Annotated in this window: 23 protein-coding genes; 13 read left to right on the plus strand and 10 right to left on the minus strand. The window is 69.3% G+C overall.

All coding sequences use genetic code 11. From position 1 onward, the window contains the following. The first annotated feature begins 28 nt into the window (after positions 1-28). Together ABD987_RS22795 and ABD987_RS22800 are read left to right on the plus strand one after the other, a co-directional pair. Positions 29-451, plus strand: coding sequence for a DUF2000 family protein (locus ABD987_RS22795; protein WP_345397056.1), 423 nt, complete (start codon positions 29-31; stop codon positions 449-451). 109 nt (positions 452-560) lie between these two features. After that, positions 561-695 carry a hypothetical protein gene (locus ABD987_RS22800; RefSeq protein WP_345397059.1) on the plus strand — a complete coding sequence of 45 codons (135 nt, stop codon included), beginning with the start codon at positions 561-563 and terminating at the stop codon, positions 693-695. Positions 696-704: 9 nt separating this feature from the next. Here ABD987_RS22800 and ABD987_RS22805 read toward each other — a convergent pair whose 3' ends face one another. From ABD987_RS22805 to ABD987_RS22815, 3 genes are read right to left on the minus strand one after another with little or no spacing between them, the layout of a single operon-like run. Further along, positions 705-1,439, minus strand: a complete 735-nt coding sequence (locus ABD987_RS22805; RefSeq protein WP_345397062.1) for a hypothetical protein — start codon at positions 1,437-1,439, stop codon at positions 705-707. Positions 1,440-1,462: 23 nt separating this feature from the next. Next, positions 1,463-2,086, minus strand: a complete 624-nt coding sequence (locus ABD987_RS22810) for a class I SAM-dependent methyltransferase (RefSeq protein WP_345397065.1) — start codon at positions 2,084-2,086, stop codon at positions 1,463-1,465. Positions 2,087-2,106: 20 nt separating this feature from the next. Beyond that, the gene (locus ABD987_RS22815) at positions 2,107-2,469 is read right to left on the minus strand and encodes a DUF2203 domain-containing protein (RefSeq protein WP_345397068.1); all 363 of its coding nucleotides are present in this window, start codon (positions 2,467-2,469) and stop codon (positions 2,107-2,109) included. A gap of 216 nt (positions 2,470-2,685) precedes the next feature. Between ABD987_RS22815 and ABD987_RS22820 the strand changes: the two genes are divergently transcribed. The 4 genes from ABD987_RS22820 (at position 2,686) to ABD987_RS22835 (ending at position 6,034) form a co-directional block, all read left to right on the plus strand. After that, positions 2,686-3,912 (plus strand): NADP-dependent isocitrate dehydrogenase, encoded by a 1,227-nt coding sequence (locus tag ABD987_RS22820; protein ID WP_345397071.1) that lies wholly within the window; start codon positions 2,686-2,688, stop codon positions 3,910-3,912. A 229-nt stretch (positions 3,913-4,141) separates the two neighbouring features. After that, positions 4,142-4,435 (plus strand): SH3 domain-containing protein, encoded by a 294-nt coding sequence (locus ABD987_RS22825; protein WP_345397525.1) that lies wholly within the window; start codon positions 4,142-4,144, stop codon positions 4,433-4,435. An 86-nt stretch (positions 4,436-4,521) separates the two neighbouring features. Continuing rightward, complete coding sequence (locus ABD987_RS22830) at positions 4,522-5,340, plus strand: exodeoxyribonuclease III (RefSeq protein WP_345397074.1); 819 nt, start codon at positions 4,522-4,524, stop codon at positions 5,338-5,340. Positions 5,341-5,608: 268 nt separating this feature from the next. Then, positions 5,609-6,034: a hypothetical protein gene (locus ABD987_RS22835; protein ID WP_345397078.1), complete on the plus strand. Its 426-nt coding sequence runs from the start codon at positions 5,609-5,611 to the stop codon at positions 6,032-6,034. Between the two features lie 44 nt (positions 6,035-6,078). On the opposite strand, the gene ABD987_RS22840 is transcribed toward ABD987_RS22835, so the two are convergent. Next, entirely contained in the window at positions 6,079-6,822 is a 744-nt protein-coding gene (locus ABD987_RS22840; protein WP_345397081.1) for a S1 family peptidase, read from the minus strand. Positions 6,823-6,985: 163 nt separating this feature from the next. Here ABD987_RS22840 and trpS point away from each other — a divergent pair, with 163 nt between their 5' ends. Continuing rightward, a complete protein-coding gene (gene trpS / locus ABD987_RS22845; RefSeq protein ID WP_345397084.1) occupies positions 6,986-8,014 on the plus strand; it encodes a tryptophan--tRNA ligase in 1,029 nt (342 codons plus the stop codon). 45 nt (positions 8,015-8,059) lie between these two features. Then, positions 8,060-9,082 (plus strand): YhjD/YihY/BrkB family envelope integrity protein, encoded by a 1,023-nt coding sequence (locus tag ABD987_RS22850; RefSeq protein ID WP_345397087.1) that lies wholly within the window; start codon positions 8,060-8,062, stop codon positions 9,080-9,082. Here the strand turns inward: ABD987_RS22850 and ABD987_RS22855 are convergent. Then, positions 9,079-10,335 (minus strand): D-alanyl-D-alanine carboxypeptidase family protein, encoded by a 1,257-nt coding sequence (locus ABD987_RS22855; protein ID WP_345397090.1) that lies wholly within the window; start codon positions 10,333-10,335, stop codon positions 9,079-9,081. The two genes, ABD987_RS22850 and ABD987_RS22855, sit on opposite strands and share 4 nt — an antisense overlap. Before the next feature lie 41 nt (positions 10,336-10,376). Here ABD987_RS22855 and ABD987_RS22860 point away from each other — a divergent pair, with 41 nt between their 5' ends. Together ABD987_RS22860 and ABD987_RS22865 are read left to right on the plus strand one after the other, a co-directional pair. After that, a complete protein-coding gene (locus ABD987_RS22860; protein ID WP_345397093.1) occupies positions 10,377-10,622 on the plus strand; it encodes an SCO4848 family membrane protein in 246 nt (81 codons plus the stop codon). A 91-nt stretch (positions 10,623-10,713) separates the two neighbouring features. After that, positions 10,714-12,126 carry a S8 family peptidase gene (locus tag ABD987_RS22865; RefSeq protein ID WP_345397096.1) on the plus strand — a complete coding sequence of 471 codons (1,413 nt, stop codon included), beginning with the start codon at positions 10,714-10,716 and terminating at the stop codon, positions 12,124-12,126. Positions 12,127-12,201: 75 nt separating this feature from the next. On the opposite strand, the gene ABD987_RS22870 is transcribed toward ABD987_RS22865, so the two are convergent. The 5 genes from ABD987_RS22870 to sdhC all read right to left on the minus strand — a co-directional run bounded on the left by ABD987_RS22870 (position 12,202) and on the right by sdhC (position 16,773). Beyond that, on the minus strand, positions 12,202-13,092 hold the full coding sequence (locus ABD987_RS22870; RefSeq protein ID WP_345397099.1) for a hypothetical protein: 891 nt from the start codon (positions 13,090-13,092) through the stop codon (positions 12,202-12,204). 264 nt (positions 13,093-13,356) lie between these two features. Then, positions 13,357-14,127, minus strand: a complete 771-nt coding sequence (locus tag ABD987_RS22875) for a succinate dehydrogenase iron-sulfur subunit (protein ID WP_345397102.1) — start codon at positions 14,125-14,127, stop codon at positions 13,357-13,359. Then, a complete protein-coding gene (sdhA, locus tag ABD987_RS22880; RefSeq protein ID WP_345397105.1) occupies positions 14,127-15,881 on the minus strand; it encodes a succinate dehydrogenase flavoprotein subunit in 1,755 nt (584 codons plus the stop codon). The genes ABD987_RS22875 and sdhA overlap by 1 nt, the downstream gene beginning before the upstream one ends. A gap of 32 nt (positions 15,882-15,913) precedes the next feature. Continuing rightward, entirely contained in the window at positions 15,914-16,327 is a 414-nt protein-coding gene (locus tag ABD987_RS22885) for a succinate dehydrogenase hydrophobic membrane anchor subunit (protein WP_345397108.1), read from the minus strand. A 2-nt stretch (positions 16,328-16,329) separates the two neighbouring features. Beyond that, the gene (gene sdhC, locus ABD987_RS22890) at positions 16,330-16,773 is read right to left on the minus strand and encodes a succinate dehydrogenase, cytochrome b556 subunit (protein WP_345397111.1); all 444 of its coding nucleotides are present in this window, start codon (positions 16,771-16,773) and stop codon (positions 16,330-16,332) included. 468 nt (positions 16,774-17,241) lie between these two features. On the opposite strand from sdhC, the gene ABD987_RS22895 reads away from it, so the two are divergent. The 3 genes from ABD987_RS22895 (at position 17,242) to ABD987_RS22905 (ending at position 23,474) form a co-directional block, all read left to right on the plus strand. After that, positions 17,242-20,124, plus strand: a complete 2,883-nt coding sequence (locus ABD987_RS22895; protein ID WP_345397113.1) for a glycosyl hydrolase family 95 catalytic domain-containing protein — start codon at positions 17,242-17,244, stop codon at positions 20,122-20,124. A gap of 66 nt (positions 20,125-20,190) precedes the next feature. After that, the gene (locus ABD987_RS22900) at positions 20,191-22,068 is read left to right on the plus strand and encodes a glycoside hydrolase family 97 protein (RefSeq protein WP_345397116.1); all 1,878 of its coding nucleotides are present in this window, start codon (positions 20,191-20,193) and stop codon (positions 22,066-22,068) included. Between the two features lie 266 nt (positions 22,069-22,334). Continuing rightward, positions 22,335-23,474: a BMP family lipoprotein gene (locus tag ABD987_RS22905; protein WP_345397119.1), complete on the plus strand. Its 1,140-nt coding sequence runs from the start codon at positions 22,335-22,337 to the stop codon at positions 23,472-23,474. The last annotated feature ends 74 nt before the right edge of the window (positions 23,475-23,548 follow it).

The raw sequence follows: 23,548 nt of genomic DNA on the forward strand, positions 1-23,548 counted from the left end.
GAGGTCGTGCGTCGGTGAGTCTTGCCCCATGTCCGAACCGATTCGCTTCCCCACGAAGATCGCCGTGCTGCTGCGGGACGATCTGGCCTCCTGGCAACGGCTGAACGTCACCGCGTTCCTGGTCAGCGGTATCGCGCACGCCACCCCCGAGATCCTCGGCGAGCCGTACGAGGACGGGGACGACACCGGCTACCTGCCGATGTTCGGCCAGCCCGTGCTGGTCTTCGCCGGGACCGCCGACGTGCTCGCCGCCGCGCGGCAGCGGGCGCTCGGGCGTGGCCTGCGGATCTCGATCTTCACCGACGAGCTGTTCCACACCGGCAACGATCGCGACAACCGTGCCGCCGTCCGCGCCGTGCCGGGGGAGAAGCTCGCGCTGGCCGGGCTGGCGGTGCACGGCCCGAAGAACGCCGTCGACAAGATCCTCAAGGGCACCACCCTGCATCGGTAGCCGGAAACCGTTGCGCCGAAAGGGCCCCGGCCGCTTCCGCCGATCCGGCGACGAGTCTGTCGTTCACCGCCGAGGACGGCGTCTGGCCGGTACCCGGCCGCAGTGCGCGGTGGACTTCGCCCGCCAGGAGATCAACGTCTGGGAAAACGCCGCGATCGTCACGGCGTTCGACGCGGACGTCGAGCAGCACTGCGGCGGCCAGGACAGGCCCGCGTTCCGCGCGCAGATCCGGTTCCGGGCCTGACCGGGCCGCTCAGGCCGCGAGCCGGATGACCCCGGTGGCGAGGTACTCCGCCCAGCCGTCCGGGGTGAAAACACAGTTCCCGCACCGGATTCGCGTCGCGAAGGTGGCCGCGGCGCGCCGGACGGCCGACCACAGCGCGTCGTCCACCTGGTAGTGCCGGAACACCAGGGCCGTGCCACCGGACCAGGCCAGGCACAGCGCGCCGTGGTCCGTACTGTCCAAACAGGACAGTTCCTGCAGGAACCGGCCGTCCGGGTCGGCGGGCGCCGGGTCTCCGGTGGGAGAACCGAGAACACGCCACACGACGGTCTCGCCGAACAGCTCCGAGACGCGGGCCGACCACGACGCCGCGGGCACCGGTACGGCCAGCTCGACCCGGAACTCGGCGAAAAAGGGTTCCGCGGCGGTCCGCCTGCGCTCCACCGCGATCCGCTCGGCGGTGAATTCGGCGGCTTCGACCCGGATCGTGCCGGGTGCGTACAGCTCGACGAAAAGCCGTCCGTCGCCGGTCGTGCCGCTCTCGACCTCTTCCAGGCCGTGGCCGGAGACAGCGGGCGCGGCCATCGCCAGCTCGGCGGGCCGGGCCGTCAGCCGGTGGGTCTCCACCGCGGAGTACTCGCCGGGTTCGGGCCGGAAGGTGCGGTAGTACTCCAGTTCCAGGGTCACCGTGCCGTCCGGTGCGCGCTCGGCGAGGGCCAGGTGCCCGCCTTCGAACCAGTCGTGCCGCTCGAGCCAGCGGTCCACATCGGACAGTGTGGCGAGCCGGATCACCGTGGGGCGCGGGCGTGCACGACGAAGGCGGAGCGTGGGCGGTCGTCGTCGGTGTCCAGCCGGCGTGCCACGACGTCGGTGAAGCCCGCCCCGGTGGCCACCGCGACGGCTTCCTCGGCCGAGTCCGGGAGCGTCAGGTCGGCGGGGACGTGCATGGTGAACGTCCGGGAGGGGGAGAACCGCGACGCCACCGGCAGGCTGAAGCCCGCGACGCCGCCCGGCCGCAGCACCCGCAGCCAGTCGCGCAGCGCGGCCGCTCCCAGGAAGTGCAGTGAGGACGCGCAGAGCACGCCGTCGGCGCTGCCGTCCTCGGCGGGCATCGGCACCGCCGGGCCGACGCGCCAGGTGATCCGCCCCGCCGGGTCCAAGGTGGCCGCCTTGGCCTCCGCGCGCGCGAGCATGCCGGGGGAGATGTCCACCGCGAGCACCGCGGCCGGGGCCAGCCGCAGCGCCGCGAACGCGGCGTGACCGGTGCCGGTGGCGACGTCGAGCAGGAGGCCGGGCGCCGGTTCGGCGGCGAGCCCGTCGACCACCGCGTCCGCGACAGTGGCGTGGAAGGTGTTTTCGTCGTAGGTCCCGGCCAGTTCGTCGTGCAGTGCGGCCATCGTGGAGTCGCTCACCCGCTCACCCTAGCCGGGTTTCAGGGCAGGGGACGGCGTCCGGCGAAACCCAGGTCCGTGCGGTGATACCAGGCCAGCTCCCGGTCGCCTTCCAACCAGCACAGCAGGACGTCCACACCGTCCATCTCGGCCGGGAAGTCCACCAGCAGCGGCGCGAATCCCTTGAGTTCGGCGCCGGTGACCTGCACGGCGGTCATCAGCTCGTCGAGCCGGGCCTGCGCCGCCTTCCACTCGGGCAGTCCGCCGAGCGCGGTGTCGCGTCCCCCGACCCGGAGCGCCGCGGCGAGCTCGGCGGCGTCGGCCCGCACCCGCACCAGTTCGTTGAGCACGGGTCTCAGCCGGGCGAGTTCGGCGCGCGCCTCCGACACGGTGAACAGTCCCATGGGTCGATGGTCCCACCGGGCACGCGCCCGCCCGCCGCTACCCGCGTCGTCGCGCCGTCCTCGCCGCGTGGCCGGTCAGCGGGGCGGGGCGGGAGTGGTGGAGACTTGATCCTGACCACTACTGGAACCATCCAGCTCCGCTAAGCAGTACGCTTGTACCGCTACCGGCGAGACAAAGAAGTAACGCGAAGATCCGCGGAAGGAGCACCGCTGCTCATGGCCAAGATCAAGGTCCAGGGCACCGTCGTCGAACTCGACGGCGATGAGATGACCCGCATTATCTGGCAGTTCATCAAGGACAAGCTGATCCACCCGTACCTGGACGTCAACCTGGACTACTACGACCTGGGTATCGAGGAGCGGGACCGCACCGACGACCAGATCACCATCGACTCCGCGAACGCCATCAAGAAGCACGGCGTCGGCGTCAAGTGCGCCACCATCACCCCGGACGAGGCGCGGGTCGAGGAGTTCGGCCTGAAGAAGATGTGGGTCTCGCCCAACGGCACGATCCGCAACATCCTCGGCGGTGTCATCTTCCGCGAGCCGATCGTCATCCGGAACATCCCGCGGCTGGTACCGGGCTGGACGAAGCCGATCATCATCGGCCGTCACGCGCACGGCGACCAGTACAAGGCGACCAACTTCAAGGTCCCCGGCCCGGGCACCCTGACGATGACCTACACGCCGGAAGACGGCTCCGCGCCGATGGAGTTCCAGGTCGCGAAGTTCCCCGAGGGCGGCGGCGTCGCGATGGGGATGTACAACTACCGCAAGTCCATCGAGGACTTCGCGCGCGCGTCGCTGCAGTATGGTCTCGACCGCGAGTACCCGGTCTACCTCTCCACCAAGAACACGATCCTCAAGGCCTACGACGGCATGTTCAAGGACGTGTTCCAGGAGATCTTCGACGCCGAGTTCAAGGCGGCCTTCGACGCCAAGGGCATCACCTACGAGCACCGGCTGATCGACGACATGGTCGCCGCGTCGCTCAAGTGGGAGGGCGGCTACGTCTGGGCGTGCAAGAACTACGACGGTGACGTCCAGTCCGACACGGTCGCGCAGGGCTTCGGCTCGCTCGGCCTGATGACCTCGGTGCTGCGCACGCCGGACGGCAGGACCGTCGAGGCCGAGGCCGCGCACGGCACGGTCACCCGGCACTACCGCCAGCACCAGCAGGGCAAGCCGACCTCGACCAACCCGATCGCGTCGATCTACGCCTGGACCCGGGGCCTGGAGCACCGCGGCAAGCTGGACTCGAACGCCGAGCTGGTCGGCTTCGCGAACACGCTGGAGCAGGTCGTCATCGAGACCGTCGAGAGCGGCAAGATGACCAAGGACCTCGCCCTGCTCGTGGGCAAGGACCAGGCGTGGCAGACCACCGAGGAGTTCCTCGGCACACTGGACGAGAACCTGGCGAAGAAGATCGCCTCGCAGGGCTGATCGACCGGACGCCGCTTCACGGAAAGCCCCCTTTCCGGGCCGAAATGCCCGGAAAGGGGGCTTTCCGCTGTTTCGGATCCGCCACCCGACAGTCACCTGGCGTCACCGCCGAGTGACGGCGCTGGCGCCTCCGGGTGGTTGGCCCCGCGGGCCCTGTCCGCCTCGCCAAGGTTTACCTAACCTGGTCGAGGTGGGTTTCTTGTTCTGAGGAGCTGACGTGATCCTGGGCATGGCGAAGAAGACGTGGATCATCATCGGCGTGATCGCCGCGGTGGTCATCATCTACGCGCTGAACAAGCAGTCCGCGGACGCGAGCTCGACGACCGGGTGCAAGGTCGGTGTCACCGCGGATGTGCTCAACGTCCGCGAGGCGCCCGACGGCAACGCGAAGATCGTCGGCAAGTACGTCAAGGACGCGAAGGTCGACGTGCTTCCCGGTGCGCAGAACGGGTTCCGCAAGATTTCGGACACCAAATGGGTTTCCGCCGAGTTCACCAAGCCCGAACAGGGCGCCAAGTGCTGACGGCCGGCGCCTGACGGCTGGCCCCGCCTCGGCGACGAGCGCTTCGCCGGACCACGCCCACGGGATTGTCGGTCCCGGGAGGTAGCGTGCCCGGCGTGCTCATCGTCTCCACCGTGAACGTCAACGGCCTGCGGGCCGCCGTGAAAAAGGGCTTCGTCGAGTGGCTCGCCGCGACGAAGGCCGATGTCGTCGCGTGCCAGGAGGTGCGTGCCGAGCGGGAGCAGCTGCCCGCGTCGGTCGTCGCGCCCGAGGGCTGGCACGCCGTGCACGCGCCGTCGGAGGTCAAGGGCCGCAACGGCGTCGCGTTGTACAGCCGGGTCGAGCCCGAGGAGGTGCGGATCGGCTTCGGCGAGCCCGAGTTCGAGAACAGCGGCCGCTACCTCGAAGCGCATCTGCCGGGGGTCGTGGTGGCCAGCCTGTACCTGCCCAGCGGGGACGTCGGCACCGAGCGGCAGGCGGAGAAGGAACGCTTCATGGCCGCGTTCCTGCCCTACCTCGGCGAACTGCGGGCCAAGGCCGCGGCGGCCGGGCGCGAGGTGGTCGTGGTGGGCGACTGGAACATCGCCTACGACACCGTGGACCTGAAGAACTGGCGTGGTAACCGGAAGAACTCCGGGTTCCTCCCGGAGGAACGGGCCTGGCTCGGCGAGGTGTACGAGAAGGCGGGCTACGTCGACGTGCAGCGTGTGCTCGATCCGGCGGGGCCCGGCCCGTACACCTGGTGGTCCTACCGCGGCCAGGCCTTCGACAACGACTCGGGCTGGCGCATCGACTGCCAGCTCGCCACCCCGGGGCTGGCGGCGAAGGTCGTCTCCGTGGAGGTCGAGCGGGCGGCGTCCTACGACCAGCGCTGGTCCGATCACGCTCCGGTGACCGCGGCCTACGACATCGAGTTCCCCGGCTGACCCGGGGCGGCGGTTCCGCGGCCGGCGAGGGCGGGCGAGGCCCCGCGCGGTCACGGCGCGTGCCGGCGGTGAGGCCACTACCACGGTGAGTAGCGCAGAGTGGGGGTAGGCGTCGTCGCTCCCCGTGTGGGCGCTAGTCTCTGCCCCCGAGTTGATCAATACCAGCAGGTCTTGACACGCTCGGTAGTTTTTTGACCGGTGGCACGTTGAGTCTCACTCGTGTGGGTGAGAGCTCGCTCAGAACCGTTACTACGTGGGAGGCACCCCGGTGCGCAACCCAGGTCATCCCCTGACGCGGTCCGTCCTGCGCGGGACGCGGGTCACGGCCGTGCTCGTCGCCGTCCCGGCCGCGCTGCTGCTCGCCGCGGGCGGTGCGGCGCTGGCCGACGACCCCGAAGCGCGGGTCGAGACCAGCGTGGTCTCGTTCGGACTGCTGGGGCCGGTCGGCGTGGTGGCCGTGGCACTGGGCATCGTCGGGATGGCACTCGGCGTCCTTCGTCAGCGCCGTAAGGCCCGTGCCGCGGCGGTCGCCGCGGCACCGGAGCCCACCGCCGTCGCCGACGCGGCTGTCGCGGGCACGGACGTCACGGCCATGGCCGAGGCCGTCCTCGCCGAAGCGGACCTCGCCGAGGTCGAGCTGGCCCAGGCGGACAAGCCGACCCGCCCCGCGCTCACCCCGCACCGCCGCCCCTGACGCCGAGCGCGCCCGGTGGGCCGGACGCGCTCGACGGGGGATGCCTACCGGGTGTTCGAGGCGATCCAGCTGGCGAAGTACGGGACGTCCACGTAGATGGACGGACCGGTCGCGCAGGTGGAGCTGTTGTTCCCGGCCCGGCTGGTGGCGCCGATCAGCTGCCACACGCCGTTGACCTTCTTGACCTGCGGGCCGCCCGAGTCGCCGTAGCAGGCGCCCTTGTTTCCGCCGGGGTTGTTCGTACAGATCTCACTGGGGCCGTTGATCCCGGAGCAGCGGTTGTCCGCCACGATCGAGGTGTCCAGCTGCTGCAGCGCGATCGGCGCGCCACAGCCGCCCCGGGTCGGACAGGTCTGGCCCCAGCCGATGATGCGGGTGGCCGTGCCGTTGGCGCCGGACTGCGCCGCGATCGCGATCGGGGCCTGGCCGACCGAGGTGCCGAGCTTCAGCAGCGCGAGGTCCGCGCTCGGGTGGGCGATCCGCTGCGTCACCCTGGCCACGGTGCCGCCGCTCGTGCGGTTGGTGGTGCCGACGCGGACCTGCGCGGGCTGTCCGCAGTGCTTCGCGGTGACCACCCAGTTCGCCTTGATCAGGGAGCCGCCGCAGGAGTGACTGCCGCTGCCCGATTGCAGCGACGCCATGAACGAGTAGACCTCGGTGGCGTTGGTGCCACCCACGATGTTCGGCTGCACGCCCGTGGGCTCCGCCGACGCCGCGGCCACGCCGGGCAGGGAGAAGACTGCCGCGACGGCCACGGCCATGCCCGCGAGCAGGGATCTTGCCTTCATCGGGTTCTCCTTCGTCTCGACCGGTGATCCGGTGATCACGAAGGGTAGAAACGCCAGGTGTGCGCGGAGAACCTTCGGAAGTATGGGGTATTTCACGGATTCGTCCGAATGGTCCACCGGACCTCGCCGTCCGCGGGCCACGACGGCCTGGAAGAATCCGGGCGTGTCCGAAGAACAGACCGCGCCCGCCGCCCGTCCCCGGGTGCTTTCCGGGATCCAGCCGACCGCCGACTCGTTCCACCTCGGCAACTACCTCGGCGCCCTGCGCCAGTGGGTGCGGCTGCAGGACACGCACGAGGCCTTCTACATGGTCGTCGACCTGCACGCGATCACGGTCGAACAGGATCCGAAGGTGCTGCGCCAGCGAACCCGCGTCGCCGCCGCGCAGCTGCTCGCGATCGGCATCGACCCGCGGCGCAGCGCGTTGTTCGTGCAGAGCCACGTGCCCGAGCACGCGCAGCTGAGCTGGGTGCTGGAGTGTCAGACCGGGTTCGGCGAGGCCGGGCGGATGACGCAGTTCAAGGACAAGTCCGCCAAGCAGGGCACCGACCGCGCCAGCGTCGGGCTGTTCACCTACCCGGTGCTGCAGGCCGCGGACATCCTGCTGTACCAGGCGAATTCGGTGCCGGTCGGCGAGGACCAGCGTCAGCACCTCGAACTGACCCGCAACCTCGCGCAGCGCTTCAACAACCGGCTGGGCAAGACGTTCACGGTGCCCGAGCCCTACATCCTCAAGGACACCGCGAAGATCTACGATCTGCAGGACCCGACGGCGAAGATGAGCAAGTCTGCGGCGACCGCGAACGGGCTCGTCGAACTGCTCGACGAGCCGAAGCGTTCGGCGAAGAAGGTCCGCTCCGCGGTCACCGACACCGGCCGCGAGGTCGTGTTCGACGCCGAGAACAAGGCCGGGGTCTCCAACCTGCTCACCATTTACTCGGCTCTGTCCGGGCGCGCGATCCCCGAGCTGGAAACGGCGTACGAGGGCAAGGGCTACGGCGATCTCAAGAAGGACCTCGCCGAGGTGCTCGTCGAGTGGGTCACCCCGCTGCAGGCCGCGGTCAAGTCCTATCTGGACGATGTGGCGGAGCTGGACAAGATCCTCGCCGCCGGTGCCGAACAGGCCCGTGAGGTCGCCTCGGCGACGCTGGCGCGGGTGTACGAGCGAATCGGGTTCCTTCCCCCGGCCTGAGCGTTCGCATTGCGGGCGTCACCGGGGCTGGTTAGCGTTTCCCGGGTGGCGAACGCACGCGAAACCAGCCCCGGCAAGGAAAAGTTGATCCCCCGCCTGCGGCGGAAGTACCCCTGGCTCGATCACCTGTTCCGCGCGAACGAGGCGTTCGGCGAGCGGTACGGAAACCACTACGCGGCGGCGATCACCTATTTCAGCGTGCTCGCGGTGTTCCCGCTGCTGCTGGTCGCGTTCGCCGTCGTGGGCAAGGTGGTGAACAACGACCCGGTGGTCATCGGGCAGATCAAGGACGGCATCAGGAAGTCCGTGCCCGAGGGGTTGCAGGACCTCGTCATGGGGATCGTCAAGGGCGCGCTGGAGTCCGGTGGCGGGATCGGGATCTTCGGGCTGCTGCTCGCCTTGTATTCGGGCATCGGCTGGATGTCGAACCTGCGTGACGCGCTCACCGCCCAGTGGGGCCTGGAGAAGAAGTCACTACCGCTCGTGTCCACCACGCTCAAGGACCTGGTGTCGTTGATCGGCCTCGGACTGGCGCTCGTGGTGTCCTTCGCGCTGACCGCGGCGGGCAGTGGTGTCGGGCGGCTGCTGTTGCGCCTGGTGGGGCTGGAGCACGAGGGCTGGGCGGTGTTCCTGCTGACGGCCGCGACCATCGTGCTCGGCATCGCCGCCAACACGCTGGTGTTCCTCTGGGTGATCGCCCGGCTGCCCCGCGAACGAGCGACCCTGCGCAGCGCGGTCAAGGGCGCGATCTTCGCGGCGGTCGGATTCGTGATCCTGCAACAGGTCGCGACGATCTACCTGAACAGCGTCCTCAAGTCCCCGGCGGCGGCGCTGCTCGGGCCGGTGATCGGCCTGCTCGTGTTCGCGAACCTCGTCTCGCGGTTCCTGCTGTTCGTCACCGCGTGGACCGCGACCGCGCGGGAGAACCAGCGCACGGTCGTCCAGCCGCCCCCGCCGGTGCGACTGGAGCAGCGGGTCGTCGTCGAGTCCGGCCCGGGGATGGGCGCGGTCGCCGGCGCCTTCGGGGTCGGCGCGCTGCTTGGCTGGCTGGGCCGCCGCCGCTCCTAGCGTTCCTCCGCCTGCGTCCTCTTGCGCTGGTAACCGACGACGAAACCGCCGACGATGATCAGGAACACCACCACGGTGAGAATCCAGCCGGTGGTGCCGAAGGCGTCCTCCGCCTGGACGGTCCCGGCGGCGTTGGCGACGTTGGTGCCGCCCGCCTTGCCGTGGGTTTCCACGGCGGGCGGGGCGGGCGGCTGGTAGTCGATCCGCCCGACCGGGGCGGCCTGGGCCTTCTGGAGCGCGAAACCGTAGTCCAGCAGTTTCGAGGCCTGGCCGACCACGGGAGTCGGCTGCTGCTCGGTCCGCACCAGCACCACCGCGATCCGTTTGCCGTCGCGCTGCGCGCCGCCGACGTAGGTGTGCCGGGCGTCGTCGGTGAACCCGGTCTTGCCGCCGAGGAACCCGGGATAGACGCCGAGCAGCCGGTTGTCGTTGAGGATCTTGATCGGCGGCTTGCCGTTCGCGCCGGGGAGTTCGAACTGCTTGGTGCCGACGGCCTTCGCGAACTCCGGCTGCTTCATCGCGTAGTGGAAGATCAGGCTCAGGTCATACGCCGAGGTCGACATGCCGGGGCCGTCGAGGCCGGACGGCGTCGCCGCGCGGGTGTCGGTCGCGCCGATGCGGGTGGCAAGCGCGTTCATCTTCGCGAGCGTCGCGTCGACGCCGCCGAGCGTGGCGGCGAGCGCGTGCGCGACGTCGTTGCCCGAGTGCATCAGCAGCCCGTGCATCAGCTGGTCCACTGTGTACTGTTCGCCCGCCTCGACGCCGACACAGGTGCACTCCTGCTCGGCGTCCTCCTTGGTGATCGTGACCGGCTGCTCGGGTTTGAGCTCGGTGACGGCGACGAGCGCCAGCAGCGTCTTGATCAGCGAGGCGGGGCGCTCGCGGACGTGCGGGTTCTTCGCGGCAAGGACGCCACCGGTGTCGAGGTCCTGCAGGACCCACGACGCGGCGGTGACGCCCTCCGGCGGGGCTGCCGCGTCCGCCGGGGCGACGATCCCGCACTCGCCCATCCGGGAGCCGCCGACCGGGCTCGTGGGCACCGGCAGCGGCGCCGGCGAGGCCTGGCCGGGCGCCGGCTTTTCGGACGTGTCCACCGGGGCGGGCGGGGTGGCGCTCCTCGCGCAGCCCGCGTCGGGGTTCGGCGCCGGGGGCTTCGGCGCGGCGAACGCGGCGGACGCCGGTATCGCGAGGGCGATGACGGCGGCGAGCGACGTGGCGAGGACTTTGAGCGACCGGCGTGATGCGCTGTGCACCCACGCAGGCTAGCGCCGAGGGCCCGTCGCATACTCGGGGCATGCGCATTTCGCGAGGTACCTCGGTGTTCCTGCTCGCTTTCGGGGTGTGGTCCTGGATCATCTGGATCACGTTCGCCAAGAACCTCTGGGAGAGCGATCGCGCGTGGGCGCCGGACGGATCGGCCACCGGGTACTTCGTCGTGCACGCGATCCTGACGGTCGTGTCGTTCCTGCTGGGCACCGCGATCGGCGTGCTCGGCTGGCGGGGTCTTCGCGCGCACGCCAAGGAGCGGGCGAGCGCTTGACCCGTTCGCCCCATGTGGTGACCGTCCTTTGGTCGGTGGCGGGCGGGCGCGGCGGACCCTAACGTTCACGCCACCGACTTCTGGAGGTGGAATGTCCCGTTCACGACGATGGTTCGTCCCCGCGCTGGGCGTCGCGGTGGCCGCCGGGGTGCTCGCGGCGCCCGCCGCTGCTGTTGCCGCGCCCGCCGGGCCTGCCGCCTGCGACACGACGAGCGCGCCGTACACGTATGTCGTGCTGTACAAGCCGGGGCAGCCGGTGGGGCAGGTCGACTCGGAACTGAAGGCGAAGTGCGGCGCGAAGGTGGCGTACCACCCGGAGATCGGCGTGGCGGTGGCGAGTTCGCGCAACGCGGACTTCGCGCAGCGGATCGGCGTGAACCGGGCGTACTCGGGCGGTAAGGACATCGCGGCCAAGGGCGCCGCCGCGTCGCGCGCCGCGGTGGGCAGGCTGGAGGAGACCACGAGCACGCCCGCGGGCGAGGGCGATCTTTCCGCGGAACAGTGGGACATGCGGGCGATCAAGGCGCCCGAGGCGAACAAGGTCAACCCGGGCAGCGGCTCGGTGACCGTCGGCGTGCTGGACTCGGGCATCGACGCGAAGCACCCGGCGCTCGCCGCGGCGGTGGACCCGAAGGCGTCCGCGGGCTGCGTCACCGGTGCGGCGGACCCGGCCCCGGCGTCGTGGGCGCCGACCAACTCCGACCACGGGACGCACGTGGCGGGGACCATCGCGGGCAAGGACCCCGCGCGTGGGTTCACCGGCATCGCGCCCGGCGTCCGGCTGGCGGCGGTGAAGGTGGTCAGCGACGGCGGGTACATCTTCCCGGAGTCGGCGGTGTGCGGGTTCATGTGGGCCGCGCAGCACAAGTTCGCGGTGACGAACAACAGCTACTACATCGACCCCGGCATGTTCTACTGCGCGAAGGAGCCAGGCGACGCGGCGGCGTTCGAGGCCGTGCGGCGCGCGGTGTCCTTCGCGACCGGGCGCGGGGTGCTGTCCGTGGCGGCCGCGGGCAACGCGGGCTTCGACATCCCGAAGCAGACCACCGACCCGAACCGGCCGCACCAGGTCGACCGCTCGTGCGCGATCCTGCCGGGCGGGCTCGACGGTGTCGTGACGGTGTCTTCGGTGGGCTACGCCGGGACGAAGGCGGCGTACAGCAACTACGGCCGTCACGCGATCGAGGTAACCGCGCCGGGCGGTGACTCCGCGCAGGCGCCGCCGCCCGGCCAGGGCGCGGGCTGCCCGCTGTCGACGACCGTGTTCGGCGGGCCCTACGGGACGAAGTGTGGGACCTCGATGGCGTCGCCGCACGCGGCCGGTGTCGCGGCCCTGCTGGCCTCCACCCACCGGGGCGCGTCGCCTTCGGTGCTGACCCGCCTCCTGGCGGCGGGCTCGGACGCCGTCCCGTGCGGCTCCGGCGCCCCGACCTGCTCGGGCCCGGACCGCGACAACTCCTACTACGGCCACGGCCGAGTAAACGCCCTCCACGCCGTCAAATAACCCTGTCCGTTTTCAAGGTCCGTGGGGGCCTCCTTGAGGGAGTTAGAGTCCCTCAAGGAGGCCCCCACGGACCTATCAGGCTGCGTTACGGGTGAGGGTGACGGCAGGGCGCGGGCGGGAGGCAGCCGCGCGGTATGCGGCTCGCAGTTCGGCGAGGACGCTCTTCGGATCGTCTTTGAGCCTTGACGGGAGTGTTTGCACAACGGTGATACCGGCGGCGGCGTAGCGAGTGTTGCGTTTTAGTGTTCGCGCGTAGCCCTCTCGATAGAAATGGAATTCGATCGAATCGATTTCCCAAGCCAGGGCTATGTCGTCCCACCAAGCATCCGGGCAGCCTACGTAGTCTCCGTTGGAGTCGTACACATCGGTATTCCAGTGACTGGGCAAGACCGGCAATCCACGGGCGACCGCCTTTGCTCTGGCTTCGGCGATCGAGCGAAGATTGGTCCAGTCGCTGAGCAGGCGACGTGGGATCGCAGTTCCTTTTTTGGTGCCGCGGTCGAGTTCGGTGGCGAGTGCGGTGGGTGAGCAGCGGCCGCGCTGTACGGCCTCAATAAGTAGTTGCTCTATCGGTTCGGTCGTACGGAGTCGTCTGGCCGCGTCTGTAGTCGCGCGTACGGGAGGCGCTAGCGGTAGGCCGTCCCGGGACCACGGTGGCGGCAGTCGCCTAGTGCGTTCTATGGTCACGAACTCGGAACTCAGCACCTTCTGATGATGTGGAACCAGCATCAGCAAGTCGTTGGTGGGGAGCGCTGGAAGCCGAAAGCCGTATCGACGGCAAGCTTCGATGCCGGTGATCATGCTCATCGGTCCCGCGTAGAGCAACGCGGCGAGAGCCCGCTCCCGAGCTGTAGGTGTGTTGTTGTGCAGAAGAATGATTCCAGGAAGCAGGCGCTGCCATGGGCCTCCGGGAAGACATCTGTTGTAGATGACCTTGCTTCCCATCTCAAGGGATTCCAGGGTCATGGCTTTGATGATGCCTTCCCGGCTCCTCTTCCTGAGCAGTTCGGGGTGCTCAGCCCATCTCCCCCGTTTGGTCATATGCCCATGGTGTGCCCTCGCCGAGGGCACTGCCAGGCCCGCAACGCGAACTGTGGATAACTGCTGCTGCCCGGTTCGGCTGTGGATAACTCGGGAAAAGGTCCGTGGGGGCCTCCTTGAGGGAGCTAGAGTCCCTCGAGGAGGCCCCCACGGACCTTGGAGCCGCGTGCAGGGAGGCGGCGGAGTGGGTTAGACGCGTTTGAAGAGGAGGGCGCGCTTCACTTCTTGGATGGCCTTTGTGACCTGGATGCCGCGAGGACAAGCGTCGGTGCAGTTGAACGTCGTCCGGCAGCGCCAGACGCCCTCGGAGTCGTTCAGGATGTCCAGCCGCTCCTCGGCCGCCTCGTCGCGCGAGTCGAAGATGAACCGGTGCGCGTTCACGATCGCGGCGGGCCCGAAGTACGAGCCGTCGTTCCAGTACACCGGGCACGAGGAGGTGCAGCAGGCGCACAGGATGCACTTGGTCGTGTCGTCGAACCGGTCGCGGTCGGCCTGCGACTGGATCCGCTCGCGCGAGGGCTCGTTCCCGTACGAGATCAGGTACGGCTTGATCGCGCGGTACGCCTCGAAGAACGGGTCCATGTCGACGTACAGGTCCTTAAGCGTCTTAAGGCCCTTGATCGGCGCGATCGTGATCACGGTCGGCTTGCCGGACGACGACAGCAGGTCCTTCATGAGCACCTTGCAGGCCAGCCGGTTGATGCCGTTGATCTGCATGGCGTCCGACCCGCACACGCCGTGCGCGCACGAGCGGCGGAAGGAGAACGTGCCGTCGATGTAGTCCTTGACGTAGAACAGCAGGTTCAGCAGCCGGTCGGTCCGCTGCGCCGGGACGTCGTAGGACTCCCAGTGCGGCTCCTCGTCGACCTCCGGGTTGAACCGGAGGATCTTCAGCGTGACCGTGATCGGGGTGTGCTCGTCCGACGAAGCAGGGGCCTCTTCGGTGGTTGCCGCAGTCATCAGTACTTCCGCTCCATCGGCTCGTAGCGGGTGAAGGTGACCGGCTTGTAGTCCAGCCGGATGTCGGACGACAGCTCCGTGCCCTGCTTGTAGGCCATGGTGTGCCGCATGAAGTTCGTGTCGTCGCGGTTCGGGTAGTCCTCGCGCGCGTGCCCGCCGCGGGACTCCTTGCGCGCGATCGCACCGACCACGAGGACCTCGGCCAGCTCCAGCAGGAAGCCGAGCTCGACGGCTTCGAGCAGGTCGGTGTTGTACCGCTTGCCCTTGTCCGCCACGGTGATCCGGCCGTAGCGCTCCTTCAGCGCCTGGACGTCGGTCAGCGCCTGCTTCAGCGTGTCCTCGGTCCGGTACACCGAAGCGTGCGAGTCCATCGTCTGCTGCATTTCCTTGCGGATGTCGGCGACGCGCTCGTCACCGTGCTCGGAAAGCAGGCCGGCCAGCTGCTCCTCGACCATCGCGGTCGGGTTCTCCGGCAGCTCGACGTGCTCACGTCCCAGCGCGTACTCGGCGGCGGCGATGCCCGCGCGGCGGCCGAACACGTTGATGTCCAGCAGCGAGTTCGTGCCCAGCCGGTTCGAGCCGTGCACGGACACGCACGCGACCTCGCCGGCGGCGAACAGGCCGGGGATGACGTTCTCGTTGTCCCGCAACGCTTCGCCGTGCACGTTGGTCGGGATCCCGCCCATCACGTAGTGACAGGTCGGGAACACCGGCACCGGCTCCTTGACCGGGTCGACGCCCAGGTAGGTCCGCGAGAACTCGGTGATGTCGGGGAGCTTGGTCTCCAGCACCTCGACCGGCAGGTGCGTGACGTCGAGGACGACGTAGTCCTTGTTCGGGCCGCAGCCGCGGCCCTGCAGGACCTCCTGCACCATCGAACGCGCCACGATGTCACGCGGCGCGAGGTCCTTGATGGTCGGCGCGTAGCGCTCCATGAACCGCTCGCCGGAGGCGTTGCGCAGGATCCCGCCCTCGCCGCGCACGGCTTCGGAGATCAGGATGCCCAGGCCCGCGAGGCCGGTCGGGTGGAACTGGAAGAACTCCATGTCCTCCAGCGGCAGGCCCTTCCGGAAGATGATGCCGAGGCCGTCACCGGTGAGGGTGTGCGCGTTCGACGTCGTCTTGAAGATCTTGCCCGCGCCGCCGGTGGCGAACACGATCGACTTCGCCTGGAAGACGTGCAGCTCGCCGGTGGCCAGTTCGTAGGCGACGACGCCGGAGGCGATCGGGTTGCCGTCCTCGTCCTCGCTCGTGATCAGGTCGAGCACGTAGAACTCGTTGAAGAACTCGGTGCCGTGCTTGACGCAGTTTTGGTACAGCGTCTGGAGGATCATGTGCCCGGTGCGGTCCGCGGCGTAGCAGGCGCGGCGCACCGCGGCCTTGCCGTGGTCACGGGTGTGCCCGCCGAAGCGCCGCTGGTCGATCTTGCCCTCGGGCGTCCGGTTGAACGGCAGGCCCATCTTCTCCAGGTCGAGCACCGCGTCGATGGCCTCCTTGGCCATGATCTCCGCGGCGTCCTGGTCGACGAGGTAGTCGCCGCCCTTGACCGTGTCGAAGGTGTGCCACTCCCAGTTGTCCTCTTCGACGTTCGCCAGCGCGGCGCACATGCCGCCCTGTGCCGCGCCGGTGTGGGACCGGGTCGGGTAGAGCTTGGTGAGTACCGCGGTGCGGGCGCGCTGGCCGGACTCGATGGCCGCGCGCATCCCGGCGCCGCCGGCGCCGACGATCACCACGTCGTACTTGTGGAACTGCATCAGGTTCTCCGCTTAAGTGCGTGTGGTGGACGTCAGTTGGCGGTCATGTTCGGGTCGAACGTGAAGATCACCATCGTGCCGACGGCCAGGATCAGCGCCATCGAGATGTAGAGGACGATCTTCAGCCAGAACCGCGTGGTGTCCTTGCGGGCGTAGTCGTCGATGATCGTGCGGAGGCCGTTGCCACCGTGGATCTGCGCGAGCCACAGCATCGCCAGGTCCCAGAACTGCCAGAACGGCGAGGCCCAGCGGCCGGCGACGAAACCCCAGTTGATCCGGTGCACACCGCCGTCGAGGATGTTCATGATCAGCAGGTGGCCGAGCACCAGGATGATCAGCGCGAGGCCGGAAATCCGCATGAACAGCCAGCTGTAGAGCTCGAAGTTGCTGCGCCGCGCGGCCGGACGCCGCGGCGCGCGCGGGCGGTCGAGAACGAGGTCGGCCATCGTCAGTTACCCCCGAACATCGTCTCGACGGTGCGCTTCATCATGAAGAACGCGCCGGGAACCATCACCACGACCCACACGATCCCGATGACCCACAGCATGGCCTTCTGGAGCCGCGGCCCCTTCGACCAGAAGTCGACCAGCATGACCCGCAGGCCGTTCAGCGCGTGGAAGAGCACCGCGCCGACCAGCCCGACCTCCAGGAGGTTCACGAGCGGCGTCTTGTAGGTCTCGATCACCTGGTCGTAGGTGTTCGGCGACACGCGCACCAGCGCGGTGTCGAGCACGTGCACGAACAGGAAGAAGAAAGTGAGCACGCCGGTGATGCGATGCAGCACCCAGGACCACATACCGGGGTCGCCCCGGTAGAAGGTTCCCTTTTGGCGTGAGGCACCCGCCCGATCGCTCGCCGCCGCCTCAGGGGCGGTGCTCGCCGTGGTGGACATCGGTGAACGGCCTCCAACGTCATGGCTGTGTTGCCCGGCTGACCACTGGGGCCGGCGCTCGCCGCCGGGAGATCGGCGTCCACTGGGGACACAACTCCGGCGACAATGCCGAGCACAAAGGTCATCGAGCGTGGATGAAAGGGATGCTAGACCCGGCACCGGTGTGCGGCTCACCTCCGGGTTCGTCTCTGTGATGGACCAGACACCCTCGACCAGGGGGTATCGCCCGGTCGTGTGGCCCAGGGCACGCGCACGGCGGGTTGTGCGGTCCGCGTGAAGCGACGTACATCCGATCTTTACTTGCCTGTGGTCGAGATCACCTCGGGGTTGGCCGTTCCCGGCCATCGGGAGCTATCCCGCTGAAAGGCGAGTTTCGCGCCCTGGGCTGTTGACGGCTTCTTCGCGGACTCTTACGTTGATTTCACGTCAAACATCCGACCAATCGTCGGGACTCACGATGGGGTGACGATGACGCAGCCCGCTAGTTTCCCTCGGCGCGACCTGCTCGGCGGCACGATGGCCGGGATTCTCGCCACCACGTTCGCCGCCGCGGCGCCCGCTTCGGCGGCCGAGACACCGCCGGACGCCCTGGTCGAAGCGGCGTCGCCCCGCGTCAGGGGGATGAGCGACGAGCAGTGGGCGCGCTTCCTCTCGGGGCAGGATCTCCGCTGGCAGCGCGTGCCGCGGACCTGGTACGAGGGTGCTTTCCTCGGCAACGGCTTCGTCGGCACCCAGGTGTACCGGGAGCGGACGCCGTCGAACAGGGACGCGCTGAAGTTCACCGTCGACCACAGCGAGAGCCAGGACCACCGGCCGGCCTTCGGCAACGAGTGGGGCGTCGCCCGGCTGCCGATCGGCAAGGCGCTGCTCACTCCCGTCGGCGAGTTCACCGGCGCGGACCTGCGGCTCGACCTGTGGAACGCGGAACTCTCCGGAACGGTCTCCACCGACCGGGGGACGCTGGAGATCCACGCGTTCGTGCACTCCACCCTGCCGCTGCTGGTGATCGACGTCCGCCCGAGCGCGGGGGAGCGCGGCTTCTCGCTCACCTTCGAGCCGCTGCCCGCGGTCAGCCCGCGCATCGTCCGCGAGCAGCCGCCGAAGGGCTTCGACCCCAATCCGGCGTGGGTGACACACACCGAAGGGGACGTCTCCTTCGTGACCCAGCCACTGTTCGCGGGCGGGCAGAACGCGACGGCGTACCGGTCGCGCCGGGCCACGCACGGCGGCCGCACGCTCGTGCTCTCGACGGCGCACAGCTTTCCCGGCACCGAGGCCGAGCGGTCGGTGCGGCGGGCGGTCGGCGCGGCGGGCACCGTCGACGCGCTGCGGGTGACGCATCGGCGGTGGTGGCACGAGTTCTACCGGCGGGGCTTCCTGTCCATCCCGGACGCGAAGCTCCAGAGCTTCTACTGGATCCAGCTGTACAAACTCGCGTCGGCGGCTCGCGCCGAGGCGCCGATCATGGCCACCACCGGGCCGTGGCTGGAGCCGACGCCGTGGCCCTCGGCGTGGTTCAACCTCAACGCGCAGCTGGAGTACTGGCCGGTCCACGGGTCGAACCACCTCGAACTCGACCCGATCCCGCGCACGGTCCGTGAAAACCAGCAGACGCTCGTCGACGGTCTGAGACCCGAATACCGCGCCGATTCGATGGGGCTGCGGCGCAGCACCGACGCGCGCTTCGCCGACGCCGGGTACGTCGGCGTGCCGAACCCGGACAGCGACGCCGAAATCGGCGACCTGCCGTGGCTGCTGCACAACGTCTGGCTGAGCTACCGGCACACGATGGACGTCGCGATCCTGCGGGACGACCTGTTCCCGGTGCTGCGCAAGGCGATGAACTACTACCTGCACTTCCTGGCCTACGGCGCGGACGGCAGGCTGCACCTGCCGCCGACGTTCTCGCCCGAGTACGGCCGCGCGCCCGACTGCAACTACGACCTCGCGCTGATCCGCTGGAGCTGCCGGACCCTGCTCGACGCGGCGAAGACCCTCGGCGTCGACGACCCGCTCGCGCCGAAGTGGCGCGAGGTGCTCGCCAAGCTCGTCGACTACCCGGTCGACGAGCACGGGCTGATGATCGGCACCGGCGTCCCGTTCGCGAAATCGCACCGGCACTATTCGCACATCCTGGCGGCGTATCCGCTGTATCTGCTCAATGTGGACGATCCGGCGCAGGCCGCGCTCGTCGCGAAGTCGCTGGATCACTGGATCAGCTTCGAGGGCGCGCTGCGCGGGTTCAGCTTCACCGGCGCGTCGTCGCTGTCCGCCGCGCTGGGCCGGGGCGACGACGCGCGTAAGCACCTCCGCGAGTTCGTCGCCCGGTTCGCCCAGGCCAACACCATGTACTACGAAGCGGGGCCGGTGATCGAAACACCGCTCTCGGCGGCGCAGTCGGTGCACGACATGCTGTGCCAGAGCTGGGGCGAGGAGATCCGGCTCTTCCCCGCGCTTCCCGCGCAGTGGCGGGACGTCACCCTGCACGACTTCCGCACCCAGGGCGCGTTCCTGGTGAGCGCGGTCCGCAGGGCCGGGGCCACGACCTTCGTCCGGGTACGCAGCCTGGCCGGGGAGCCGCTGAAGCTGAAGACGTCGATCGACGGGCCGGTGACGGTCGAGGGCACGCGGCGCTGGCGGCACGGTCCGAACGGGACACTCGAGATCGACCTCGCCCGCGGCGGCGAGGTGCTCGTGTACCCGCGCGGGCGGCGCCCGGACACCACGATCGCGCCGGTCCCGATCGGCGAACCGGCGCCGCCGTGGGGACTGCCGATGCTGCCGCCGAGCGGGCAGCAGGTCACGGTCGAACTCGCCGGTGTCCTCAACTCCGACGGCGTGACCAGCGAGTTCTACCTCGGGGACGGCGACTTCGACGGCGCGGGCAACACCTACCCGGCCGCGGCGCTGCCGCAGACCGGGCAGCTCACCGACGACGGCGTCCCGTTCCTGTTCGTCAACGGGGCCGAGGGTACGCCGAACAACGTGCTCGGGACCGGACAGGCGATCCCGCTGCCCGCCGGGAAGTACGCCACCCTGCACGTCCTCGGCGCGGCCGACACCGGCAAGGCCACCACGACGCTGACAGTGTCCTATCGGGACGGAACCAGCGCGCAGGTACCGCTCCGGCTCACCGACTGGCGCTCGGCGGCGTCGTTCGGGGAGACCGAGGCCGTGGTCACCACGCAGATGCACACCCGGGCCGGGATCCAGGCGACGCGGCTGGCGATCTTCCACCAGCGCGTCCCGCTCGACGCCGCGCGCGAGGTCGTCTCGGTGACCCTGCCCGCCGCGACCGGCCCCCGCCCCCACCTGTTCGCCCTCACCTTGGAGAAGCCCAAAGGTCCGTGAAGGCCTCCTTCACAGCGTTGAGCGCGGTGAAGGAGGCCTTCACGGACCACGGAGAAAGGGACGGCATTGAGGAAGAGAGCTGTGCTGGCCGCGGCGCTGGCCGTGACGTCGGTGGTGGTCGGGCTGCCCGCCTCGGGCCAGGCGTCGTCCGCGACGCGGTGGACGCTGACCGCGCCCGGGATGTCGGCCAGGACGGGCGCGACCCCGGAGGCCCACCTCGCGCTGGAGCACGGACGGCTGACGCTGTCGGTCACCCGCGGCGCGACGACCGTGCTGGAGCCCTCGGCGCTGGGCGTCGAGACCGCGAACGGGGACCTGACCGGCGGACTGTCGGTCACCGGGTTCTCCCAGCGGCCCGTCCACGAAACGTACGACACCAAGGTCGGGCGGCGGCTGCACCACACCGTCGACGCCGCCGAGACGACGCTGAGCCTGCGCGGTGCGGGCGGGCAGACGTTCGCGGTGGTGCTCCGGGTGTCGGCGGACGGCGTCGCCTACCGGTACGTTTTCGACACTCCTAAGTGGACGACCGTGGTCCGCGAGGCCTCGGAGTTCGCGGTGCCGCCGACCGCCGACTCGTTCCTGCTGCCCTACGACAACGGCCGCAGCGACTACGAGAGCATCCACGCGCACCGCCCGGTGGCGCAGCAGGATCCCGTCGAATACGGCTACCCGTCGCTGTTCCACGTCGGCGACTCGTGGCTGACCGTGCTGGAGTCGGACCTCAACGGCAGCTACGGCGGTTCGCGGCTCAGGCTGGACGCGGCGTCCAAGCGCTTCGGACTGGTCCTGCCCGACCCGGCCGAAGTCGCGAAGGGTCCACTGCGGACACCGTGGCGGGCGATGATCGTCGGCGATCTGGCCACGGTCACCGAGAGCACGCTGGTGACCGACCTGGCGAGCCCGTCGAAGCTCGCCGACACGTCGTGGATCAAACCCGGCGTCGGCGCCTGGTCGTGGTGGTCGGACGGGCCCAGCGCGGGCAGCCTGGAGAAGCAGAAGCAGTTCGTCGACTACGCGGCGAAGATGGGCTGGGAGTACACGCTCGTCGACTCCGGCTGGAACGCGAGCTGGATCCCCGAACTGGTGAAGTACGCCGCCGATCGGCACGTCGGGATCTGGCTGTGGGCGGACGCGAAGATCACCGACACCGACAGTGAGCGGGAGAAGAACTTCAAGCAGTACCGCGACTGGGGCGTCGTCGGGCTGAAGATCGACTTCGTGGAGTCCGACCGGCAGGACCGGACGCGCTGGTACGACGACGTGCTCGCGGCGTCGGCGAAGTACCACCTGATGCTCAACTTCCACGGCGCGCCGATCCCGCGCGGCATCGAACGCACCTGGCCGCAGGTGATGTCGGTCGAGGCGGTCAAGGGCGCCGAAGGCACCAAACCGAAGCCGGGCCGCGAGCCGTTCCCGATCGAGCACTACGCGACGCTGCCGTTCACCCGGAACCTGACCGGCTCGATGGACTTCACGCCGGTCACCTTCAGCGGGGTGCGGCCGAACAGCGAGGGCGGCGAGCTGGCGCTGGCCGTGGTGTACGAATCGGGTGTCCAGCACTTCGCGGACAGCGTCGAGAGCTACCAGGCGCATCCGGTGGCCGAACGCCTGCTCAGCCACGTCCCGACGGTGTGGGACGAGACCCGGCTGGTCGCGGGCGACCCCGGCGGGCTGGCTGTGTTCGCCCGGCGGTCCGGTGCCGAGTGGTACGTCGGCGCGATCACCGCCGGGCCCGCGAAACGCCTGGACACACCGCTGACGTTCCTGCCGCCGGGGGACGACTGGCTGGCCGAGATCTACGGCGACGGGGCCGACGGCAAGCTCGTCCAGACCACTCAGCGGGTCACGCCGGGTAACACCCTGACCGTCCCGGTCGCCGCGAACGGCGGCTACTCGGCGCGGTTCTGTCACGCCCCGCCCGGCGCCGCCTCCTGCGGGTAGCGCGCGTTTTCACGGTCCGTGGGGGCCTCCCCGAGGGAGCTGGAGTCCCTCGGGGAGGCCCCCACGGACCTTTGCGCTGATCACGGTCGGTGCACGAGTGATCGCGAAGATCGCCTGTCGAGTAAACGTTTGTGTTACGTAGCGTGCCTTTCCTATGGAGCCTTCCTGGCCGTTAGGTACGGTCTGGCGGTCGAACCCGGCACTGGGGCCGGGTCGTGCCTGGACATCCGCTGGATTGGCGGGGAGGGAGACACACGTTGCGTCGCATGCGTGGAACCGCGCTGGCCGCCGCGGCCATGGCCGGGGTGCTCACCCTGGCCGGGTGCGCGAAGGACTCCGGCGGGAGCAGCACCAACAACGCCGGCTCGGGCAACAACCAGGCCGGCAACTGCGTGACCGCGCCGAAGCCGCCGGCGGCCCCGCCGTCGTCGAGCGCCAACCAGACCGGGGAGAAGGTCGACGGCAGCAAGCTCAAGGTCGGCCTGGCCTACGACGTCGGCGGCCGGGGCGACGCCTCGTTCAACGACGCGGCCGCCGCGGGTGTGGACAAGGCCAAGAGCGAGCTGGGTGTCACCCAGGTGAGTGAAAGCACCGCGAGTGCGAACGAGGACGAGGCCGCGAAGCAGCAGCGTCTGGAGCAGCTCGCCGCGCAGGGCTTCAACCCGATCGTCGCGGTCGGCTTCGCCTACGCGAAGGCCGTCGGCGCGGTGGCCCCGAAGCACCCGGACACCAAGTTCGCGATCATCGACGACGACTCGGTCAAGGCGCCGAACGTGACCCCGCTGGTCTTCGCCGAGGAGCAGGGCTCCTTCCTCGCCGGTGTCGCCGCGGTCTACAAGAGCAAGACCTGCCACGTCGGCTTCGTCGGCGGCGTCAACACCCCGCTGATCCAGAAGTTCGAGGCGGGCTTCCTGCAGGGCGCGAAGGCCGCGTCGACCAAGGTCAAGATCGACGACGAGTACCTCACCCCGGCCGGCGACATCTCCGGTTTCCAGGACCCGCCGAAGGGCAACGCGAAGGCCGCCGCCGAGATCGCCAACGGCGCGGACGTCATCTACCACGCCGCGGGCGCGTCCGGTAAGGGCGTGTTCGAGGCCGCGAAGGCCAAGCAGGTCTCCGCCATCGGTGTCGACTCCGACCAGTACAACCAGAAGACCGTCGCCGACAGCAAGGACGTGATCATCACGTCCATGCTCAAGCGGGTCGACGTCGCCGTGTTCGACTACGTCAAGGCCGTCGCGAAGGGCGACCTGAGCTCGGTGCCGAAGCGCTTCGACCTCAAGGTCGACGGCGTCGGCTACTCGACCTCCGGTGGCAAGGTCGACGACATCAAGGACGTCCTCGACGGCTACAAGGCGCAGATCGTCGCCGGTCAGATCACCGTTTCGGACAAACCGCAGAAGTAGCTCGCCGCGCACGGGGCTCGGAAGGGAATCCCCCTTCCGGGCCCTGAGCCGTTTTCCCAGAACTGGACTCCCTC

It is taken from the genome of Amycolatopsis samaneae, assembly GCF_039541975.1.
GTDB lineage: Bacteria > Actinomycetota > Actinomycetes > Mycobacteriales > Pseudonocardiaceae > Amycolatopsis > Amycolatopsis samaneae.